Origin of the sequence: Streptomyces sp. NPDC046915 (genome assembly GCF_040644935.1) — a bacterium.
Taxonomy (GTDB): Bacteria; Actinomycetota; Actinomycetes; order Streptomycetales; family Streptomycetaceae; genus Streptomyces.
On record NZ_JBEYXB010000001.1, the window covers coordinates 959,605 to 974,306 of the forward strand.

Here is a 14,702-nt window from a genome sequence, read left to right on the forward strand (position 1 = left end):
CAACGAAGGAGTGTCACACGTGGCCAAGAAGAAGAAGCTGCCCCTCGCCTACCAGCCCGTCGGCTTCGTACTGAGCTGGGCGAGCGGAGCGCTGGCCGGGCTGGCCTTCCGCAAGGCGTGGAAGGCGATCCGGCACGAGGACGACGCGCCCGACGCGCTGGACGAGGACCGCGGCTGGGGCGAGATCCTGCTGGCGGCGGCGGTCCAGGGCGCCATCTTCGCGGTGGTGCGCAGCGCCGTGGACCGCACCGGCGCCAAGGCCATCGAACGCTCGACGGGGGTGTGGCCGGCCGCCGAGAAGGGCGGCCGGGACTGACCCGCCGGGGGCCGGACCGGTGCCTCCCGCTCGCCCTGGGGCCTGTCCGGCGGATCATGCCGCCGACGCGGGGCCTGGCACGCCCTCCCCCACGCTCGAACCAGCTCGCGCGGGGAGGGGACCCCATTCGCCCCGCTCACCAGCACCGATAAGGCACCGCCATTCCTGCGGCCTGATCCGCCGGACAGGCCCTGGCGCTCAGCCCCGCTTGGGCGCGGTGGGAGGCATCAGGCGCAGGGTGAAGGAGTGTCCGGCCGGGTCGGCGTAGCCGCGTTCCTCGTACGGCCCGGCCACGTCCTTGGTGTCGATGGGCCGGCCGCCGAGCCCGACCACCCTGCGCTCGGCCTCGTCGAGGTCCTCCACCAGGAAGTCCAGGTGGAGCTGGAGGGAGTTCTCGGGGCGCGGCCAGCTCGGCGGGGTCGCGTTCACGTCCCGGCGGAACGCCAGCCGGACCCCGTCGGCCCCCCTGATCTCGACCAGGTTGGCGGACGCGGCCGTCTCCTCACCCTCCAGCAACTCCTTGTAGAACTGGGCGAGTTTCTCGGGCTCGGCGCAGTCGAGCACCACAACGGCCGTTTTCACCAGTGTCATTGCTTCCTCCGTGGGGTTGGAGAGACCCTCCCCTGCGGATATCCCCGCCCCGCGGATTCAGTCGGCCGCCGGCCACTTCCCGGCACCGGGCCTGTGCCCCTTGGGAGTTGTGGGAGTGTACGCGACTCATGAGGTGTGGGCAGTAACACATATCACGGTCGGGTCACGGTGTAGATCATTTATGGTCTGGGCAGTTTCGGACTGCTTCGCAGGGGTGGGGGGGACCTGCGTTCCGTCTCCCGAAAGGAAGCCCATGCCTCAGGACGTCCGATTCGACCTGCCCTTCGACACTCCCGTCAGCGAACACCTCGAGTACGCACGGGCCCGGCATCTGCGCTGGATCTGGGACATGGGGCTGGTGCGCAGCCGGGCCGGCTTCGCCGAGTACCAGTCCTGGGACCTGCCGCAGGCGGCGGCCCGGACCTATCCGCACGCCTCGGCCCAGGACATGGTCGTGCTGATGAACTGGTTCTCGCTTGCCTTCCTCTTCGACGACCAGTTCGACGCGAACCAGCCGGACCGTGCCGACCGGATCGCCGAGGTCGCGCGCGAGCTGATCGCCACGCCGTTGCGTCCGGCGGGCAGCAGGCCGCGCGTGGTCTGCCCCATCACGCTGGCCTGGGCGGAGGTCTGGCAGCACCTTTCGGATGGCATGTCCCTGACATGGAGTACCCGGTTCGCCGGCTCCTGGGGCCGGTTCCTGGTGGCGCACTGCGAGGAGGTCGACCTGGCGGCGCGCGGGCTGGCCGGAACGCTGGCCCTGGAGGAGTACACGGCCTTCCGCCGCCGCACGGTCGGCATCCACCACAGCATCGACGCGGGGGAGCGCAGCCGGCGGTTCGAGGTGCCGGCGCAGGTGCAGGCGCATCCGCTGATGGAGCGTATGCGTGATCTGGCCGCGGACACCATCGGGTTCATGAACGACATCCACTCCTTCGAGCGCGAGCGGCGCAGGGGCGACGGCCACAACCTGATATGCGTGCTGCAACGGGAGCGGGGCGGCACCTTGGAGGAAGCGGCGGACGAGGCGTACCGCATGACCAGCGCCTGCCTCGACGAGTACGTCGAACTCGAGGCGCGTGTCCCGCGGATGTGCGACGACCTCGGCCTCGACGAGGAGGAGCGCGCCGGGGTGCGGATGGGCGTGGAGGCCATCCAGCACTGGATCAACGGCAACTACGAATGGGCCCTGACCACCGGCCGCTACGCCGCGGCCAAGGAGGGCCCGGCGGTCACCGCCGAACGCGCCGGCCGCGGTTCGGTGGACGACCTGCTGGCGGTGTAGCGACCGGCCGCCGCCGGGCGGGAGGTCCGGCGAGGGGCCGCTGACCGGTCGGCGGTCGGCGGCCCGGCGGCCGACCGCCACGGTCACCGGCGCCGGAGGCCCCGTACCACCGCAGGAGCGCGACCAGCCACGGGCGAACCACACCCTCCCCCGTGAGCGGCAGCACGGCCCGGCTCTCCGCAAGCCCACTCCCCTGGCATCACCGAGACCGCGATCCCGGCCGAACCGCCGCAGGCAAGCAACCGCAGGCGCCAGCACCGGCAACCAACGGCCGATGCACCGAACGCACGGGCCCCCGGCACGGCCGCGACTCCATCCCCCGGCCGAACCGCCGCAAGCGAGCAACGCAAACACCAGCACCAGCACCAGCAGCCCACGGCCCGACGCACCGAACGTGCGCGCCCCCGGCGGGGCCGAGGCCGTGGTGAACCTGCCGGACCGCCGGAGGCCTACGTGGGGAAGTCCACCGGCAAGCTGTCCAGTCGGGACTCCCAGGTGGAGGCCGTCGAGGTCAGTTCGTCCGGGGGGACCGCCAGGCGGAGGCCGGGCAGGCGGTGGAGGAGGACGTTGACGGCCGTCTCGATGATGGCCTGGCCCAGGTTCTGGCCCGGACATTCGTGCGGCCCGGCGCTGAAGGCGAGGTGGGACTGGTTGCCGGCCATGGAGACCGCGGTGTCCGGCCGGATCTGCGGGTCCGCGTTGCCCGCCGCCAGGCCGAGGACCAGCAGGTCGCCCTCCTTGATCGGGCAGCCGCCCAACTCCAGGTCGGAGGTGGCGAAACGGCCCGGCAGCACGGCGAGCGGCGGGGTGTTCCACATCACCTCCTCCACGACCGCGGAGATGTCCAGTTGCCCGCTGACCAGCTCGGAGCGCCGGGAGACGTCGGTGAGGATCACCTGAAGCACCCGGGCCAGCAGGTTGCTGGTCATGGTGTGGGCGGTGATCAGCACCAGACGCAGGTGGCCCAGGATCTCGTCCTCGTCGAGGCCCGCGTGGTGCCCGATCAGCCCGGTCGCGAAGTCCGAGCCCGGCTCCGCCCGCTTGCGCGCGGCGAGTTCGCGGAGGACGCCCATGATCTTCTCGTTGTGCGCGAGGGCGTCCGCGCCGCCCTTGATGACCCGGTTGCTGGACTCGGCCAGACTGCGCCCCTCGCTCTCGGCGAGCCCCATGACCCGGGTCAGCACCAGCATCGGCAGGTGCTCGGTGAAGTCCCGCACCAGGTCGGCGCGGCCCGCGCCGGCGAACGCGTCGATCTGCTTGCCGGCGAGGTGTGTGACATGGCGTCGGATGCCCCGCCCGGCCACCGCCTGGAGGTTGTCCGTGACCGCGGCGCGCAGCCGGCGGTGCGGTTCGCCGTCCTGGGACACACAGTCGGGACGCCAGCCCACCATCTGGATCAGCGGCGAGGTGTCGGCGATCCGGCCCTCCGTCCAGTCCCGCCAGATCCGCGAGTCCCGGCTGAACTGAAGGGGGTTGTCCAGCACTCGCCGGTTCTCCCGGTAGCCGAGCACCAGCCACGCGGGGACGTCGCCCTCCAGCAGTACGGGGGCGACGGCTCCGTACTGCTTGCGCAGCTGCTCGTAGATGGCGTGCGGGTCGGTCTCCGACTCCGGGCCGTACAGCCGGGTGATGCCCGCGCCGTGGGCGACGGGGCACCCGGCCGGGGCGTCGGCACTGTGGGGCTGGTCGTTCATCGGGGCTCCAGTGCGACGGCGGACCGTTCCTGCAAGTGGCGGATGAGCGCGACCAGCACATCGCGGCTGGAGGCCCGGTCGCGGGCGTCGCAGACCACGACGGGAGTGTGCGGCGAGATGTCCAGGGCGTCCCGGATCTCCTCCACGGGGTGTTCCTTGGAGTCGGGGAAGATGTTCAGCGCGATGACGAAGGGGACGTCCTGCCGCTCCATCTCCTCGATCGCGCGGAAACTGGAGGCCAGCCGGCGGGTGTCCACCAGGACCACCGCGCCGAGCGCCCCTTTGAACAGGCCGTTCCACAGGAACCAGAAGCGTTCCTGGCCGGGGGTGCCGAACAGGTACAGCATCAGGCTCTCGTTGAGGCTGATCTTGCCGAAGTCGAGGCTGACCGTGGTCTCCGCCTTGTCGGCGACACCGATGAGGTGGTCGTCGCCGACGCTGGCCTGGGTGAGCGTCTCCTCGGTGGTGAGCGGCTTGATGTCGCTGACGGAGCGGACCATGGTGGTCTTGCCGGTGCCGAACCCTCCGGCGATCATCACCTTGACCGAGCGGGTGCCCCCGGCGGCGGGCCGGCCGGGACGGTCAAAGCCTTTCAAGTCCACTGAGTACCTCCTGGAGGAGCGCGAGGTCGGGCCCGCGTCCGGCGTGGTGCGCCGGGATGGGATCACGGGCTTCAATACGGCCTGCGTCCAGCAGATCCGCCAACAGCACCGCGAGAATGTTGAAGGGCAATCCGAGATGGGCGCCGAGCTCGGCCACCGACAGCGGATCACGGCAGCGCCGGAGTATCTCCTCGTGCTCGTGCTGCATGCCCGGTGAGGGGCTGGTGCGGGAGACGACGAGGGTCGCCACGTCGAGGCTCGACGTCGACCCGCCCGGTCCGCTGCGCCCCCCGGTGAGGACGTAGTAGCGCTCGAGACCGGCCGGGTCCGTGGGCCGGCGGGGGGCACTCATCCAGAGTGCTCCTCCTGGCGCGGAGTGGTGCCGAGGAGCTCGCCCATCCGGCGGGCCAGATCCCTCATCTGGTGTCCGAGCAGGCCCTGGTCGAGGCCTTCGCGGGCGAGCACCCCGAGATACGTCTCGACACCCGCGCGCACGACGAACAGATGACCGCCGTCGACCTCGATCATCGCGAGCCGCAGCTGTCCCGCGAACTTGGGGAACTGCTCGGCGACCGGCTGGGCGAGGGCCTGGAGGCCGGCCACCACGGCCGCGAAGCGGTCCACGTCGTCGGGGTCTTCGGCGCCAAAGGAGGTGATGGCCTTGCCGTCGCTGGAGGCCACCAGGGCGAAGCGGATCTCCGGGATGCTCTCCACCAGATCGCGGAGCGCCCAGCTCACGTCGGTTCCCTGTTGCGTCATGTGGACTAGTCGCTCTCTTCGTTGCGGTGCTCGGTGGACTCGCGTCCGGCGGGCTCGCGTGGGGTGTTCGGTGTGTCGGCCTCCGGGAATCTCCGGGCGGGTCCGGCCCCGCCGGGCTCGCGGCCCGCCGTGGCGAAGGCTGCCAGGCCCGCGAAGGACGCGTCCGGGGGGACGGCGGTGACGGAGGACGGCTCGGGCCGCGAGGTGCGCTCGGCCTGGTGTCGGTCCTCCGGCTCGCGGCGCTTGCTGCGACGCCGGGGCAGGCCGCCGGGCGTGGTGTCCACCGCGCCGGCGGAATCGGCCGGGGCGGTCGCGGTGTCCAGGTCGGTCGCGATGTCCGGGGCGATGGTGGACGCCTGGACGGCCGCCGGCGCGGAGCCCTGGGCGGTCGCCGGGGCGGTCGCGGCGAGGGGGCTGAAGTACTTGTGCGGAACCACGACGACCACCGAGGTGCCGAGCCAGGGGGAGTCGGCGAAGGTGACCCGGATGCCGTAGCGGCGGGCGAGGATGCCGACCACGCGCAGGCCGATGTTGGCGTCCTCCGAGATGCCGCCGAGGCCGGGGCCGGCCGCGGTGCCCGCGAGGGACTGCTCGGCCTCGCGCTTCTTCTCCTCGCTCAGTCCCTTGCCGGAGTCCTGGATCTCGATGCCGACGCCGTTCGGCACCTCCTTGCCGGAGACGACGACCGGCTCGGTGGGCGGCGAGTAGCGGGCGGCGTTGTCCAGGAGGTGGGAGAAGACGAGCGTGAGGTGGTCCACCAGACCGCCGTCGACGCCGAGTTCGGGCAGATGGCGCACCTCGACCCGGTGGAAGTCCTTGATCCGGCCGATGCCGCCGCGGACCACGCTGAGCAGCCGCTGCGGCTCCTGCCACTGCCGTCCCGGCCGGTCCGAGCCGCCGAGCACGCCGATGCTGGCGGCGAGCGAGTCGGCCGGGCCGAGCTCCTGGTCGAGCTCCATCAGGCCCCGGGCCACGGCGGGCAGCCGTCCGTGCTCGCCCTGCATCTCGTGCAGCCGGCCACGGAGCTTGCTGGTCAGGACGTGGATGCGGTTGCCGATGCTGATGACGGCCTGTTCGGCGGAGGTGGAGCGGTTGAACTCCTCCTCGAGACCGATCAGCGAGGTCCGCAGGATCCGGCGCAGGTCGGCCTGGAGTTCGGCGTCGACCTTCGCGCACTGGTTGGCCGAGGGCAGCAGGTCGTCGATGGCGTCACCGGCCCGCAGCCGTTGGAGCGCCTCGGGCAGCTGCTCCCCGGCGAGCCGGGCGACCGCGTCGCGCTGGTGGGCGATCTCCTCCTGCCACACCGCGGCCCGGTCGGCGAGCTGGGCCTCATAGGACGTGGCCGTGTCGGCGATCCGCTGCTCGTACGCCCGTGCCTGCTCGCTCAGTTGGGTGTCGTAGGCGGTCTGCCGCTCGGCGAGCCGGGCGTCGTACGCGGCGGACTGCTCGGTCAGCTGCCCGTCCAGGGCGGCGCGCTCGGCGCTGAACTTCCGCTCCAGGGAGGCGACATGCTGCTGCCACTGCAGGGAGTGCTCGGCCTGAGAGGTGCGGAAGTCGCCCTCGAGGCGGCGCAGTTGCCGCTGGGAGCGGATCAGCAGCCGTACGCACACGGCGCCGGCCGCGGTCGCGGCGGCACCGGCGACGGCGGCGGTGATGCGCTCCGAGCTCATGAAGGTGGCGGCAACCGTTCCACCTCCTAAGGCCAGAGGCATCAGCCACCAGCTGTACCAGGCGACAGGGGCCCGCGCCGCCGGTGGCGGAGTGGCGAGTTCCATCTGCATCCTTCGAAAGGGAACACGATCCGAACAGGGGGGTGTGCACGTCAACTCGCAGTGCCGGACTGGAGCTTATCGGGTTTGAAGCCGAAAAGATCAACCTCACGGTCGCGCGGAAGTGAGGGTTCAGTCACCCTCCGACAGGAAGGTGCGAAGTGGATTCCTGGACAGGTGTCCAGCTATTGTGGACACCTGTCTCATACTTGTCCCGGTAGACGAAGGAGCCCACTGGTCGTGGACATCGTGGCGAGAACGCTGGTCGGCCTGGTGGCGGCCCTGCACGCGTACATCCTGGTGTTGGAGATGTTCCTGTGGCGGAAGAAGCCGGGCCGGGCGCTGCACGGCTTCGACGCGGAGATGGCACGGGCGACCGCGCCCATGGCCGCGAACCAGGGCCTCTACAACGGCTTCCTCGCGGCCGGTCTGGTGTGGGGGCTGGTCGCCGCCGACCCGACGGGCTTCGCCGCACAGGTGTTCTTCCTGTGCTGCGTGGTCTTCGCAGGTGTGTTCGGGGCGGCCACGGCCAACCGGCGCATCCTGTTCGCCCAGGCGCTGCCCGGCGCGGTCGCCCTGGCCGCCGTGCTGGCCGCCCGGTGACCCGGCCCGCGCCCGAGGACCCGCGGGCCGCCCGCACCCGGGCGCGGCTGCGCGCGGCCCTGCTCGCGGAGTGCGCCGAGCGGCCGCTGGCGGAGGTCGGCGTGGCGGCGCTGGTGCGCACGGCCGGGGTGGGCCGGGCCACGTTCTACGTGCACTACGACGGTCTGGAGGCGCTGGCCGTCGACGCCTGCGCGGACGTCGTACGGGAGGCGGTCGAGGCGCTGCACGCCTGGCGCGGCCGGCCCGACCCGGTGCACGCCCCGCCGGCCCTGCCGGCGTTCTTCGCGGGCCTCGCCCCGCACGCCTCCCTCTACCGCACGCTGCTCACCCCGGGCGGCGGCGGGCCGCTCGGGCACGTCCTGCACCGGGACCTCAGGGCCCGCAGCCTGGCCGAGCGCGAACGGGCGGGCGCGGCCGACGCCCCGCTCGTCGCCTCGGCCGTGGCCGCGACCTTCGCCGGTGTCCTCGCCGACTGGCTGCACGGGCTGCTCCAGGCGAGCCCGGAGGAAGTCGCCGACCAGGTCTGGCAGTTGCTGGTGGCCCTGCATCGCAGCCGGTGACGGCTCACTTGCAGCCCAGGCCCTCTCGCGCGAGCGGCCAGGCCTCCACGCCGTGGGACGTGCGGACGTACGCCGTCGCCTTGTCGTCCGTGAGCCACAACTGCCGGTCGTGGTAGCGGTATCCGGTGTCGTGGGCGTCGGCGGGCATCCGGGCGTCCCCGTCGTAGGGGGCCGAGAGCTGGGTGCCGGCCTCGAACAGCCCGTCGGGGTCGCGGACGTACGTGGCGGCGCCCGCGCCCCGGCCGAGTCGCAGGAAGCGGGCGCTCTGCCAGTCGCAGTGCTCGGCGCCGGTGGAACTGCTGACCTTCGTCACCGGTACCCGTCTCCCGGACCGGTCCGTCCAGATCTCGTACTCCCAGGAATCGGTGACACTGGCCGGGAGTTCGGCGGGGTCGCAGGAAGCGCTGGTCTCCGGGCCCCAACCCGGCCGGTTCTTCCGGTCCTTGGCGACCACGACGGCCACCTTGGTCCGGCCGCCGACGTCGTAGGAGTACAGGACGCGGTCGGCTTCCCCGCGTTCGACGCGGTAGCCGGCACGGGGGACTTCGGGCTCGTAGATGTCGAAGTACGCCTTCAGGCCCTCCTCCGGTGTGCCTCCGCCGTCGCCCCTGCTCCACCCGTCGCCCCTGGCGCTGTCGAAGACCTTCCCGTCGCACTCGAGCGCGTCGGCCGCGTTCAGCGGACCGCTGTAGGACGTGCCGGGAGGCGTGTCGTCGACCACGACGTCCTCCCCGCCGCCGTCATCGCATGCCACCGCCGTCACTGCGGTCAGCAGTGCCACCGCCACGATCCCTCCGCGCATGCCCGCCCCCGTTCCCCGGCCACTGTTTCCGCTCCTGCGACGCCACGGCGTACGGAAACGTTCAGCGGGCCGTCTGGAACGTCCGCCGGTACGCCTGCGGTGACACCCCGATCGCCGCGTGCAGGTGCTGGCGCAGGGAGGCGCCGGTCGCGAAGCCGACCTCGCCCGCGATCTGGTCCACGGACAGGTCGCTGGACTCCAGCAGGTGCCGGGCCCGGACGACGCGCTGCTGGATCAGCCAGCGGCCGGGGCTGAGGCCCACCTCGTCGCCGAAGCGGCGGGCGAAGGTGCGCAGGCTCATCCGGGCGTGGCCGGCGAGGTCGGCGAGAGTGAGGGGTTCGCCCAGGCGTTCCAGGGCCCAGGTGCGGGTGGCGGCCGTGCTCGCGGCGCCTGAGTCGGGGACCGGCTGCTCGATGTACTGGGCCTGGCCGCCGTCCCGGAAGGGCGGGACCACGCAGCGCCGGGCGACGGCGTTGGCGAGTTCGCTGCCGTGGTCGGAGCGCACGAGGTGCAGGCAGATGTCGACGCCGGAGGCGGCGCCCGCCGAGGTGAGGAAACGGCCGTCCTCGACGAAGAGCACGTCCGGGTCGAGGGTGACGCGTGGGAAGAGACGGCGGAAACCGTCGGCGACCTGCCAGTGCGTGGTGGCCCGGCGCCCGTCCAGCAGCCCGGCGGCGGCGAGTACGAAGGCGCCGGTGCAGATGGAGACCACCCGCGCGTGCTCGGGGATCCGGGCGAGCGCGGCGGTGACGGCGTCGGGCAGTTGGTCCGGGATGTGGGTGGGCGTGATGGCCGTGATGATCACGGTGCCGGCGGTGTCGAGGATCTCGGGGCCGTGCTCGACGGTGACCGAGAAGTCCGCCGCGGTGCGGACCGGGCCGCCGTCGACCGTGCAGGTCAGCACCTCGTACCGGCCGTCGGCCGCGCCCAGGATCCGGCTCGGGATGCCCAGTTCGAAGGGGTAGACGCCGTCGAGGGCCAGGACCACGACCCGTTCCTTGCTTCGCTCGCCACGCATGGCACGATCTTATCGGATGTTGGCAATCATGCCATTTCCCGGGCGGGCGGAGCCGGGCAGGCTGGTTCACCATGAGCCATGTGAACACCATGCGTGCGATCGGTCAGGACGTCCTCGGCGGGCCCGAGGTACTCGAGGAAGTGGAGCTGGAGCGGCCCGCGCCGAGGCCCAACGAGGTGCTGGTGCGGGTGCGCGCCGCCGGGGTGAACCCGACCGACTGGAAGCACCGGGCCACCGGTGGTTTCCTGGGCGAGCCGCCCTTCGTGCTCGGCTGGGACGTCTCCGGCGTGGTCGAGGCGGTCGGCATCGGCGTCGCCGCGTTCGCGCCCGGCGACGAGGTCTTCGGCATGCTGCCCTACCCGTTCGGCCACGGCTCGCACGCCGAGTACGTCACCGGCCCGGCCCGCGCCTTCGCGCACAAGCCGGCCTCCGTGGACCACGCGCAGGCGGGCGCCCTGCCGCTGGTCTCCCTCACCGCCTGGCAGGCACTGGTCGAGACGGCGGACGTGCGGCCCGGTCAGCGGGTGCTGATCCACGCGGCGGCCGGCGGCGTCGGCCATGTGGCCGTGCAGATCGCCAAGGCGCGCGGCGCGTACGTGATCGGCACCGCGAGCGCGGGCAAGCACGAGTTCCTGCGCTCCATCGGCGTGGACGAGGCGATCGACTACCGCGAGACGGATTTCGCCGAGGCGGTGAAGGACGTCGACGTGGTGCTGGACACGATCGGCGGCGACTGCTCCACGCGTTCTTTGCGCGTGCTGCGCCCCGGCGGGGTCGTGGTGTCGATCCTGCCGGTGGGCTCGGACGACTTCGCCGAGGAGGCCGGGCGGCTCGGCGTACGGGCGGTCCGGATGCTCGTCGACGCCTCGCGCAGCGGCATGAAGGCGATCGCGGAGCTGGTGGAGGCGGGCAAGCTGCGCGCCACGATCGCCGGGACCTTCCCGCTGGCCGCCGCCGCGGAGGCGCACGCGCTCGGCGAGACCGGCCGGACCACGGGGAAGCTGGTGCTGCTGGTGGACTGAGTCAGAACGTGAGTACGGGCTTGATCGCCTTGCCCGCCTTCATGTCCTGCACCGCCTGCTCGATGTCCGCGAACGCATAGGTGCTGATCAGGCGGTGCAGCGGGAGCCGTCCGTCCCGCACCAGCCGGACCAGGGCGGGGATGAAGGCCTGGGTCTCGCTGTCGCCGAGGGTCAGGCCGACGATCCGCTTGCCGCCGAGCATTCCGTTGACGTCCAGGGCGACCTCGGTACCGAAGGGCGGGGCGCCGACGACGACCAGGGTGCCGCGGGCGGCGAGCGCGTCGACTCCCTGACGCAGGACGCCGGCGTTGCCGGTGGTCTCGACGACGCCGTCGGCGCCCTGGCCGCCGGTGATGTCGGCGAGTGCCGTGGCGAGGTCCTCCTCGCCCGCGTCGACGGTGTGCGTGGCGCCGAGTTCCAGGGCCAGTCGGAGCCGTTCGGCGACCCGGTCGACGGCGATGATCGTGGTGGCCGGGGTGAGGGCGGCGGCCATCACGGCGGACAGGCCGACGGCTCCGGCGCCGAGGACGACGACCGTGTCCCCCGCGACCGGGCGCAGTACGTTCCAGACGGCGCCCACACCGGTCTGCACCCCGCAGCCCAGCGGGGCGAGGGACGCCAGTGGCAGGTCCCGGTCGACCTTCACCAGGCTGCGCCGGTCCACCAGGGCCCGTTCGGCGAACGAGGACTGGCCGAAGAAGTGGCCGCCGAGCGGCTCGCCGTCCCGGCTGACGGTGCCGCTGCCGTCGGCCCGGCGGCCGCCGATGAGGTTCAGTGGCAGCCAGGTCGCACAGTACGCGGGGTGCCCGCCGTGGCAGTTGCGGCACTCGCCGCAGGAGGTGAAGGACAGCAGGACGTGGTCACCGGGTGCGACACCGGTGACCGCGGAGCCGACGGCCTCCACGACACCCGCTCCCTCGTGTCCCAGTACTCCGGGCAGCGGGAAGGGCAGTCCGCCGCTCGCCACGCCCAGGTCCGTGTGGCACAGCCCGGCCGCCACCATGCGGACCACCGCCTCGTGCGGTCCCGGCTCGTCGAGCACGACGTCGGAGAGGGTGAAGGGCGCTCCCCCGGACTCGACCACTGCGGCGCGTGTGGTGATGGGCATCGCGTGCACTCCTTTCGGTTCGGCGGTGTGGGGGACGCTCAGTCGAGCGAGACGACGACGGACTTGACCTTGGTGTAGGCGGCGAGGGCCTCGGGGCCGTACTCGCGGCCGAACCCGGAGTCCTTGACCCCGCCGAAGGGCACCGCGGGGTCGAGCATCGCCCAGTCGTTGATCCACACGATGCCCGCCTGGAGGCGGCCGGCGACGCGGTGGGCGCGGGCCAGGTGGGAGGTCTGCACACCCGCGGCCAGGCCGTACGGGGTGGAGTTGGCGAGGGCGACGGCCTCGTCCTCGGTGTCGAAGGGCTGCACGGTCAGGACCGGGCCGAAGATCTCGTCCTGGATCACGCGGGAGTCGTTCGGCAGGTCCGCGATGACGGTGGGCTTGTAGTAGTAGCCGCCGTTCAGGCCGAGCCGCTCGCCGCCGCAGACGATGCGGCCGCCTTCCCGGCGGGCCAGGGCGACGTACTCCTCGACCTTCCTCAGGTGCCTCTCCCCCGCCATCGGGCCGACGACGGTGGCCGGGTCGCGCGGGTCGCCGACCGGCACCGCGGGCACGGCCTCGGCGAGGATGCCCAGCAGGGTGCGGTACACCGGGCGCGCCACCAGCAGCCGGGGGCCGCCCATGCAGAACTGCCCGGTGTTGAAGACGAAGCCCTTGATGATCGCGCCGACCGCCTTCTCCAGGTCGGCGTCCTCGAAGACGACGTGGGCGGCGTTGCCGCCGAGTTCCATGGTGACCGGCTTGAGGGCCTCGCCGGCGGCGCCGGCCACGTGCCGCCCGACGGCGCTGGAACCGGTGAAAGCGATCTTGTCGACGCCCCCGTGGCGCAGCAGGGCCTCGCCGGCCACCGGGCCGGTGCCGGTGACGACGTTGACCACGCCGTCCGGGACCCCGGCCTTCTGTAGCAGACCCGCCATGTGGAGGGCGCTGAGCGGGGTCTCGTCGGCGGGCTTGTGGACGACCGTGTTGCCGGCCGCGAGGGCCGGGCCGATCTTCGAACCGGCCAGGATCAGCGGGAAGTTGAAGGGGGTGATGGCGGCGACGACGCCGAGGGGTTCGCGCCGGGTGTAGGCGAGGGCGTTGAGGGGGGTGTCGCGGGTGGCGCCGTCCAGCGAGTGGGCGAGGGCGGCGAAGTACTCGTAGTCGTTGGCGGCGTTGGTGATGTCGACCGCGCCGCACAGCGTGATCGGCTTGCCGACGTCGAGGCTCTCCAGGGCGGCGAGCTCGTCGGCGTTCTCGCGGATCAGTCCGGCGACCCGGTGCAGGATCCGGCCGCGCTCGCGGCCGCTCAGCCCTGACCACTCGCCGCCGTCGTAGGCCTCGCGGGCGGCGCGCACGGCGGCGTCGACGTCGGCGGCGCCCGCCTCCGGGACGGTGGTGACCACCTGCCCGGTGGACGGGTCGGTCACGTCCGTACGGGCGCCGTCGGCGGCCTCGCACCACTGTCCGCCGATGAACAGCTGCCTGGGACCGGAGTCGATGGTGGTCGTCATTGCCACTCCCCAGCGTAGATCGCCAAGTTTTCAACAAACAGGATTCCTGTTGGTCCGCAGTCTCATTACAGACAGGATTCCTGTCAATGGTCTAGTGTTCACGCATGGTCGGTACACGCATACGCCCCTCATTGCTCTACATGGTCAAGCAGGTGGAGCTGGTGGTGCGCGCACGTCTGGACGAGCTGGTCAAGCCGGCGGGGATCACGGCCCTTCAGTACACGGCCCTCACCGTCCTCGAACGGCACGACGGGCTGTCGGCGGCACAGCTGGCGCGCGACTCGTTCGTCACCGCGCAGTCCATGGCCGACCTCGTGAGGTCCCTCGAGGGCCGGGGGCTCGTACGGCGGGAGCGCAATCCGCGCAACCGGCGTGAGCTGCTGATCCTGCTCACCGACGCCGGGCGCGAGCTGCTCGCCGGCTTCGCGGACCCGGTGCGGGAGCTGGAGGAACGGATGGTCGCCGAGCTCACCGCCCACCAGGAGGAACAGTTCCGTCAGGCGCTCTCCAAGGCCTGGCAGGCGCTGTCGCAGCCCTGACGCGTCGTCACCCTGTCGCGCACACCACAGAAAGACACGCGCGAAAGTCGAAGACATATGTCAATCGAACATGCTCAAATTCCCTCTATCGAGGGTAACTTGCTGGGCGGGGAACGGATGACCCGGCACGGGTGGGAGGTGACGCCGGCATGCACCAGGATCCCGCACCACTCACCCCGCACCTGCGCATCCACCAGGACCGCGGGCACACGGTGCTGGAGTTCCGCGGCGAGATCGACATCGCGGCGGCCACGGAGATCGCTCCGTACCTGGACCGGGTGACGGACCGGCCCGGCGTCCGGATCGTGATCGACCTCGGGCACATCGAGTTCTTCGACTGCTCGGGCCTGCGGCTGCTGTACCGGGCCCGCAGCCGGGTGCTGGAGCGCGACGGGCGGCTGCACCTGGTGTGCACCCACCCGCTGACCCTGCGCGTCCTGAAGGTCACGGGGATGGCGCGGCTGCTGCCGCCGCGCCCGACGCTGGACGAGGCCCTGGAACAGCCCGAGGCCACGTCCGGCACGCTGTGACCCCGGCT

At 72.0% G+C, this 14,702-nt stretch carries 17 protein-coding genes; 7 read left to right on the plus strand and 10 right to left on the minus strand.

Annotated elements, in window-relative coordinates:
* The first annotated feature begins 19 nt into the window (after nt 1-19).
* A complete protein-coding gene (locus ABZ915_RS04240) occupies nt 20-316 on the plus strand; it encodes a DUF4235 domain-containing protein (protein WP_361795423.1) in 297 nt (98 codons plus the stop codon).
* Nucleotides 317-514: 198 nt separating this feature from the next.
* On the opposite strand, the gene ABZ915_RS04245 is transcribed toward ABZ915_RS04240, so the two are convergent.
* Nucleotides 515-907, minus strand: a complete 393-nt coding sequence (locus ABZ915_RS04245) for a VOC family protein (RefSeq protein ID WP_361795426.1) — start codon at nt 905-907, stop codon at nt 515-517.
* Between the two features lie 253 nt (nt 908-1,160).
* Here ABZ915_RS04245 and ABZ915_RS04250 point away from each other — a divergent pair, with 253 nt between their 5' ends.
* Nucleotides 1,161-2,192: a 7-epi-alpha-eudesmol synthase gene (locus ABZ915_RS04250; protein WP_361795429.1), complete on the plus strand. Its 1,032-nt coding sequence runs from the start codon at nt 1,161-1,163 to the stop codon at nt 2,190-2,192.
* A 449-nt stretch (nt 2,193-2,641) separates the two neighbouring features.
* Here ABZ915_RS04250 and ABZ915_RS04255 read toward each other — a convergent pair whose 3' ends face one another.
* The 5 genes from ABZ915_RS04255 to ABZ915_RS04275 are packed head-to-tail and all read right to left on the minus strand — an operon-like array spanning nt 2,642 to nt 7,022.
* Nucleotides 2,642-3,886, minus strand: a complete 1,245-nt coding sequence (locus ABZ915_RS04255) for a cytochrome P450 (protein WP_361795433.1) — start codon at nt 3,884-3,886, stop codon at nt 2,642-2,644.
* A complete protein-coding gene (locus tag ABZ915_RS04260; RefSeq protein ID WP_361795436.1) occupies nt 3,883-4,488 on the minus strand; it encodes an ATP/GTP-binding protein in 606 nt (201 codons plus the stop codon). The genes ABZ915_RS04255 and ABZ915_RS04260 overlap by 4 nt, the downstream gene beginning before the upstream one ends.
* Entirely contained in the window at nt 4,469-4,840 is a 372-nt protein-coding gene (locus tag ABZ915_RS04265; protein WP_361795439.1) for a DUF742 domain-containing protein, read from the minus strand. Before ABZ915_RS04265 ends, ABZ915_RS04260 begins: the two co-directional genes overlap by 20 nt.
* On the minus strand, nt 4,837-5,247 hold the full coding sequence (locus tag ABZ915_RS04270) for a roadblock/LC7 domain-containing protein (RefSeq protein ID WP_361795442.1): 411 nt from the start codon (nt 5,245-5,247) through the stop codon (nt 4,837-4,839). The genes ABZ915_RS04265 and ABZ915_RS04270 overlap by 4 nt, the downstream gene beginning before the upstream one ends.
* Nucleotides 5,248-5,252: 5 nt before the next feature.
* A complete protein-coding gene (locus ABZ915_RS04275) occupies nt 5,253-7,022 on the minus strand; it encodes an ATP-binding protein (RefSeq protein ID WP_361795445.1) in 1,770 nt (589 codons plus the stop codon).
* A gap of 234 nt (nt 7,023-7,256) precedes the next feature.
* On the opposite strand from ABZ915_RS04275, the gene ABZ915_RS04280 reads away from it, so the two are divergent.
* Both ABZ915_RS04280 and ABZ915_RS04285 read left to right on the plus strand, forming a co-directional pair.
* Entirely contained in the window at nt 7,257-7,619 is a 363-nt protein-coding gene (locus ABZ915_RS04280) for a DUF1304 domain-containing protein (RefSeq protein ID WP_361795448.1), read from the plus strand.
* Entirely contained in the window at nt 7,616-8,179 is a 564-nt protein-coding gene (locus ABZ915_RS04285) for a TetR/AcrR family transcriptional regulator (protein ID WP_361795451.1), read from the plus strand. Before ABZ915_RS04280 ends, ABZ915_RS04285 begins: the two co-directional genes overlap by 4 nt.
* A 4-nt stretch (nt 8,180-8,183) precedes the next feature.
* Here ABZ915_RS04285 and ABZ915_RS04290 read toward each other — a convergent pair whose 3' ends face one another.
* Nucleotides 8,184-8,981 carry a hypothetical protein gene (locus ABZ915_RS04290; RefSeq protein ID WP_361795454.1) on the minus strand — a complete coding sequence of 266 codons (798 nt, stop codon included), beginning with the start codon at nt 8,979-8,981 and terminating at the stop codon, nt 8,184-8,186.
* 61 nt (nt 8,982-9,042) lie between these two features.
* Nucleotides 9,043-9,999: a helix-turn-helix domain-containing protein gene (locus tag ABZ915_RS04295; RefSeq protein WP_361795457.1), complete on the minus strand. Its 957-nt coding sequence runs from the start codon at nt 9,997-9,999 to the stop codon at nt 9,043-9,045.
* Between the two features lie 71 nt (nt 10,000-10,070).
* On the opposite strand from ABZ915_RS04295, the gene ABZ915_RS04300 reads away from it, so the two are divergent.
* Nucleotides 10,071-11,021: an NADP-dependent oxidoreductase gene (locus tag ABZ915_RS04300; RefSeq protein ID WP_361795460.1), complete on the plus strand. Its 951-nt coding sequence runs from the start codon at nt 10,071-10,073 to the stop codon at nt 11,019-11,021.
* A 1-nt stretch (nt 11,022) separates the two neighbouring features.
* Here the strand turns inward: ABZ915_RS04300 and ABZ915_RS04305 are convergent, their stop codons facing one another.
* Nucleotides 11,023-12,129, minus strand: a complete 1,107-nt coding sequence (locus ABZ915_RS04305; protein WP_361795463.1) for an NAD(P)-dependent alcohol dehydrogenase — start codon at nt 12,127-12,129, stop codon at nt 11,023-11,025.
* 38 nt (nt 12,130-12,167) lie between these two features.
* Nucleotides 12,168-13,625: an aldehyde dehydrogenase family protein gene (locus ABZ915_RS04310; protein WP_361795466.1), complete on the minus strand. Its 1,458-nt coding sequence runs from the start codon at nt 13,623-13,625 to the stop codon at nt 12,168-12,170.
* A gap of 104 nt (nt 13,626-13,729) precedes the next feature.
* On the opposite strand from ABZ915_RS04310, the gene ABZ915_RS04315 reads away from it, so the two are divergent.
* Entirely contained in the window at nt 13,730-14,164 is a 435-nt protein-coding gene (locus ABZ915_RS04315) for a MarR family transcriptional regulator (protein WP_361795469.1), read from the plus strand.
* A gap of 149 nt (nt 14,165-14,313) precedes the next feature.
* Nucleotides 14,314-14,694, plus strand: a complete 381-nt coding sequence (locus tag ABZ915_RS04320; protein WP_361795472.1) for an anti-sigma factor antagonist — start codon at nt 14,314-14,316, stop codon at nt 14,692-14,694.
* Nucleotides 14,695-14,702 lie beyond the last annotated feature (8 nt).

What these genes read in the sequence shown, in the direction of transcription:
- ABZ915_RS04305 (WP_361795463.1), bottom strand. Translation starts at nt 12,129, where the DNA reads ATGCCCATCACCACACGCGCCGCAGTGGTCGAGTCCGGGGGAGCGCCC.
- ABZ915_RS04245 (WP_361795426.1), bottom strand. Translation starts at nt 907, where the DNA reads ATGACACTGGTGAAAACGGCCGTTGTGGTGCTCGACTGCGCCGAGCCC.
- ABZ915_RS04250 (WP_361795429.1), top strand. Translation starts at nt 1,161, where the DNA reads ATGCCTCAGGACGTCCGATTCGACCTGCCCTTCGACACTCCCGTCAGC.
- ABZ915_RS04300 (WP_361795460.1), top strand. Translation starts at nt 10,071, where the DNA reads ATGAGCCATGTGAACACCATGCGTGCGATCGGTCAGGACGTCCTCGGC.
- ABZ915_RS04295 (WP_361795457.1), bottom strand. Translation starts at nt 9,999, where the DNA reads ATGCGTGGCGAGCGAAGCAAGGAACGGGTCGTGGTCCTGGCCCTCGAC.
- ABZ915_RS04265 (WP_361795439.1), bottom strand. Translation starts at nt 4,840, where the DNA reads ATGAGTGCCCCCCGCCGGCCCACGGACCCGGCCGGTCTCGAGCGCTAC.
- ABZ915_RS04290 (WP_361795454.1), bottom strand. Translation starts at nt 8,981, where the DNA reads ATGCGCGGAGGGATCGTGGCGGTGGCACTGCTGACCGCAGTGACGGCG.
- ABZ915_RS04255 (WP_361795433.1), bottom strand. Translation starts at nt 3,886, where the DNA reads ATGAACGACCAGCCCCACAGTGCCGACGCCCCGGCCGGGTGCCCCGTC.
- ABZ915_RS04315 (WP_361795469.1), top strand. Translation starts at nt 13,730, where the DNA reads ATGGTCGGTACACGCATACGCCCCTCATTGCTCTACATGGTCAAGCAG.
- ABZ915_RS04310 (WP_361795466.1), bottom strand. Translation starts at nt 13,625, where the DNA reads ATGACGACCACCATCGACTCCGGTCCCAGGCAGCTGTTCATCGGCGGA.
- ABZ915_RS04270 (WP_361795442.1), bottom strand. Translation starts at nt 5,247, where the DNA reads ATGACGCAACAGGGAACCGACGTGAGCTGGGCGCTCCGCGATCTGGTG.
- ABZ915_RS04320 (WP_361795472.1), top strand. Translation starts at nt 14,314, where the DNA reads ATGCACCAGGATCCCGCACCACTCACCCCGCACCTGCGCATCCACCAG.
- ABZ915_RS04275 (WP_361795445.1), bottom strand. Translation starts at nt 7,022, where the DNA reads ATGGAACTCGCCACTCCGCCACCGGCGGCGCGGGCCCCTGTCGCCTGG.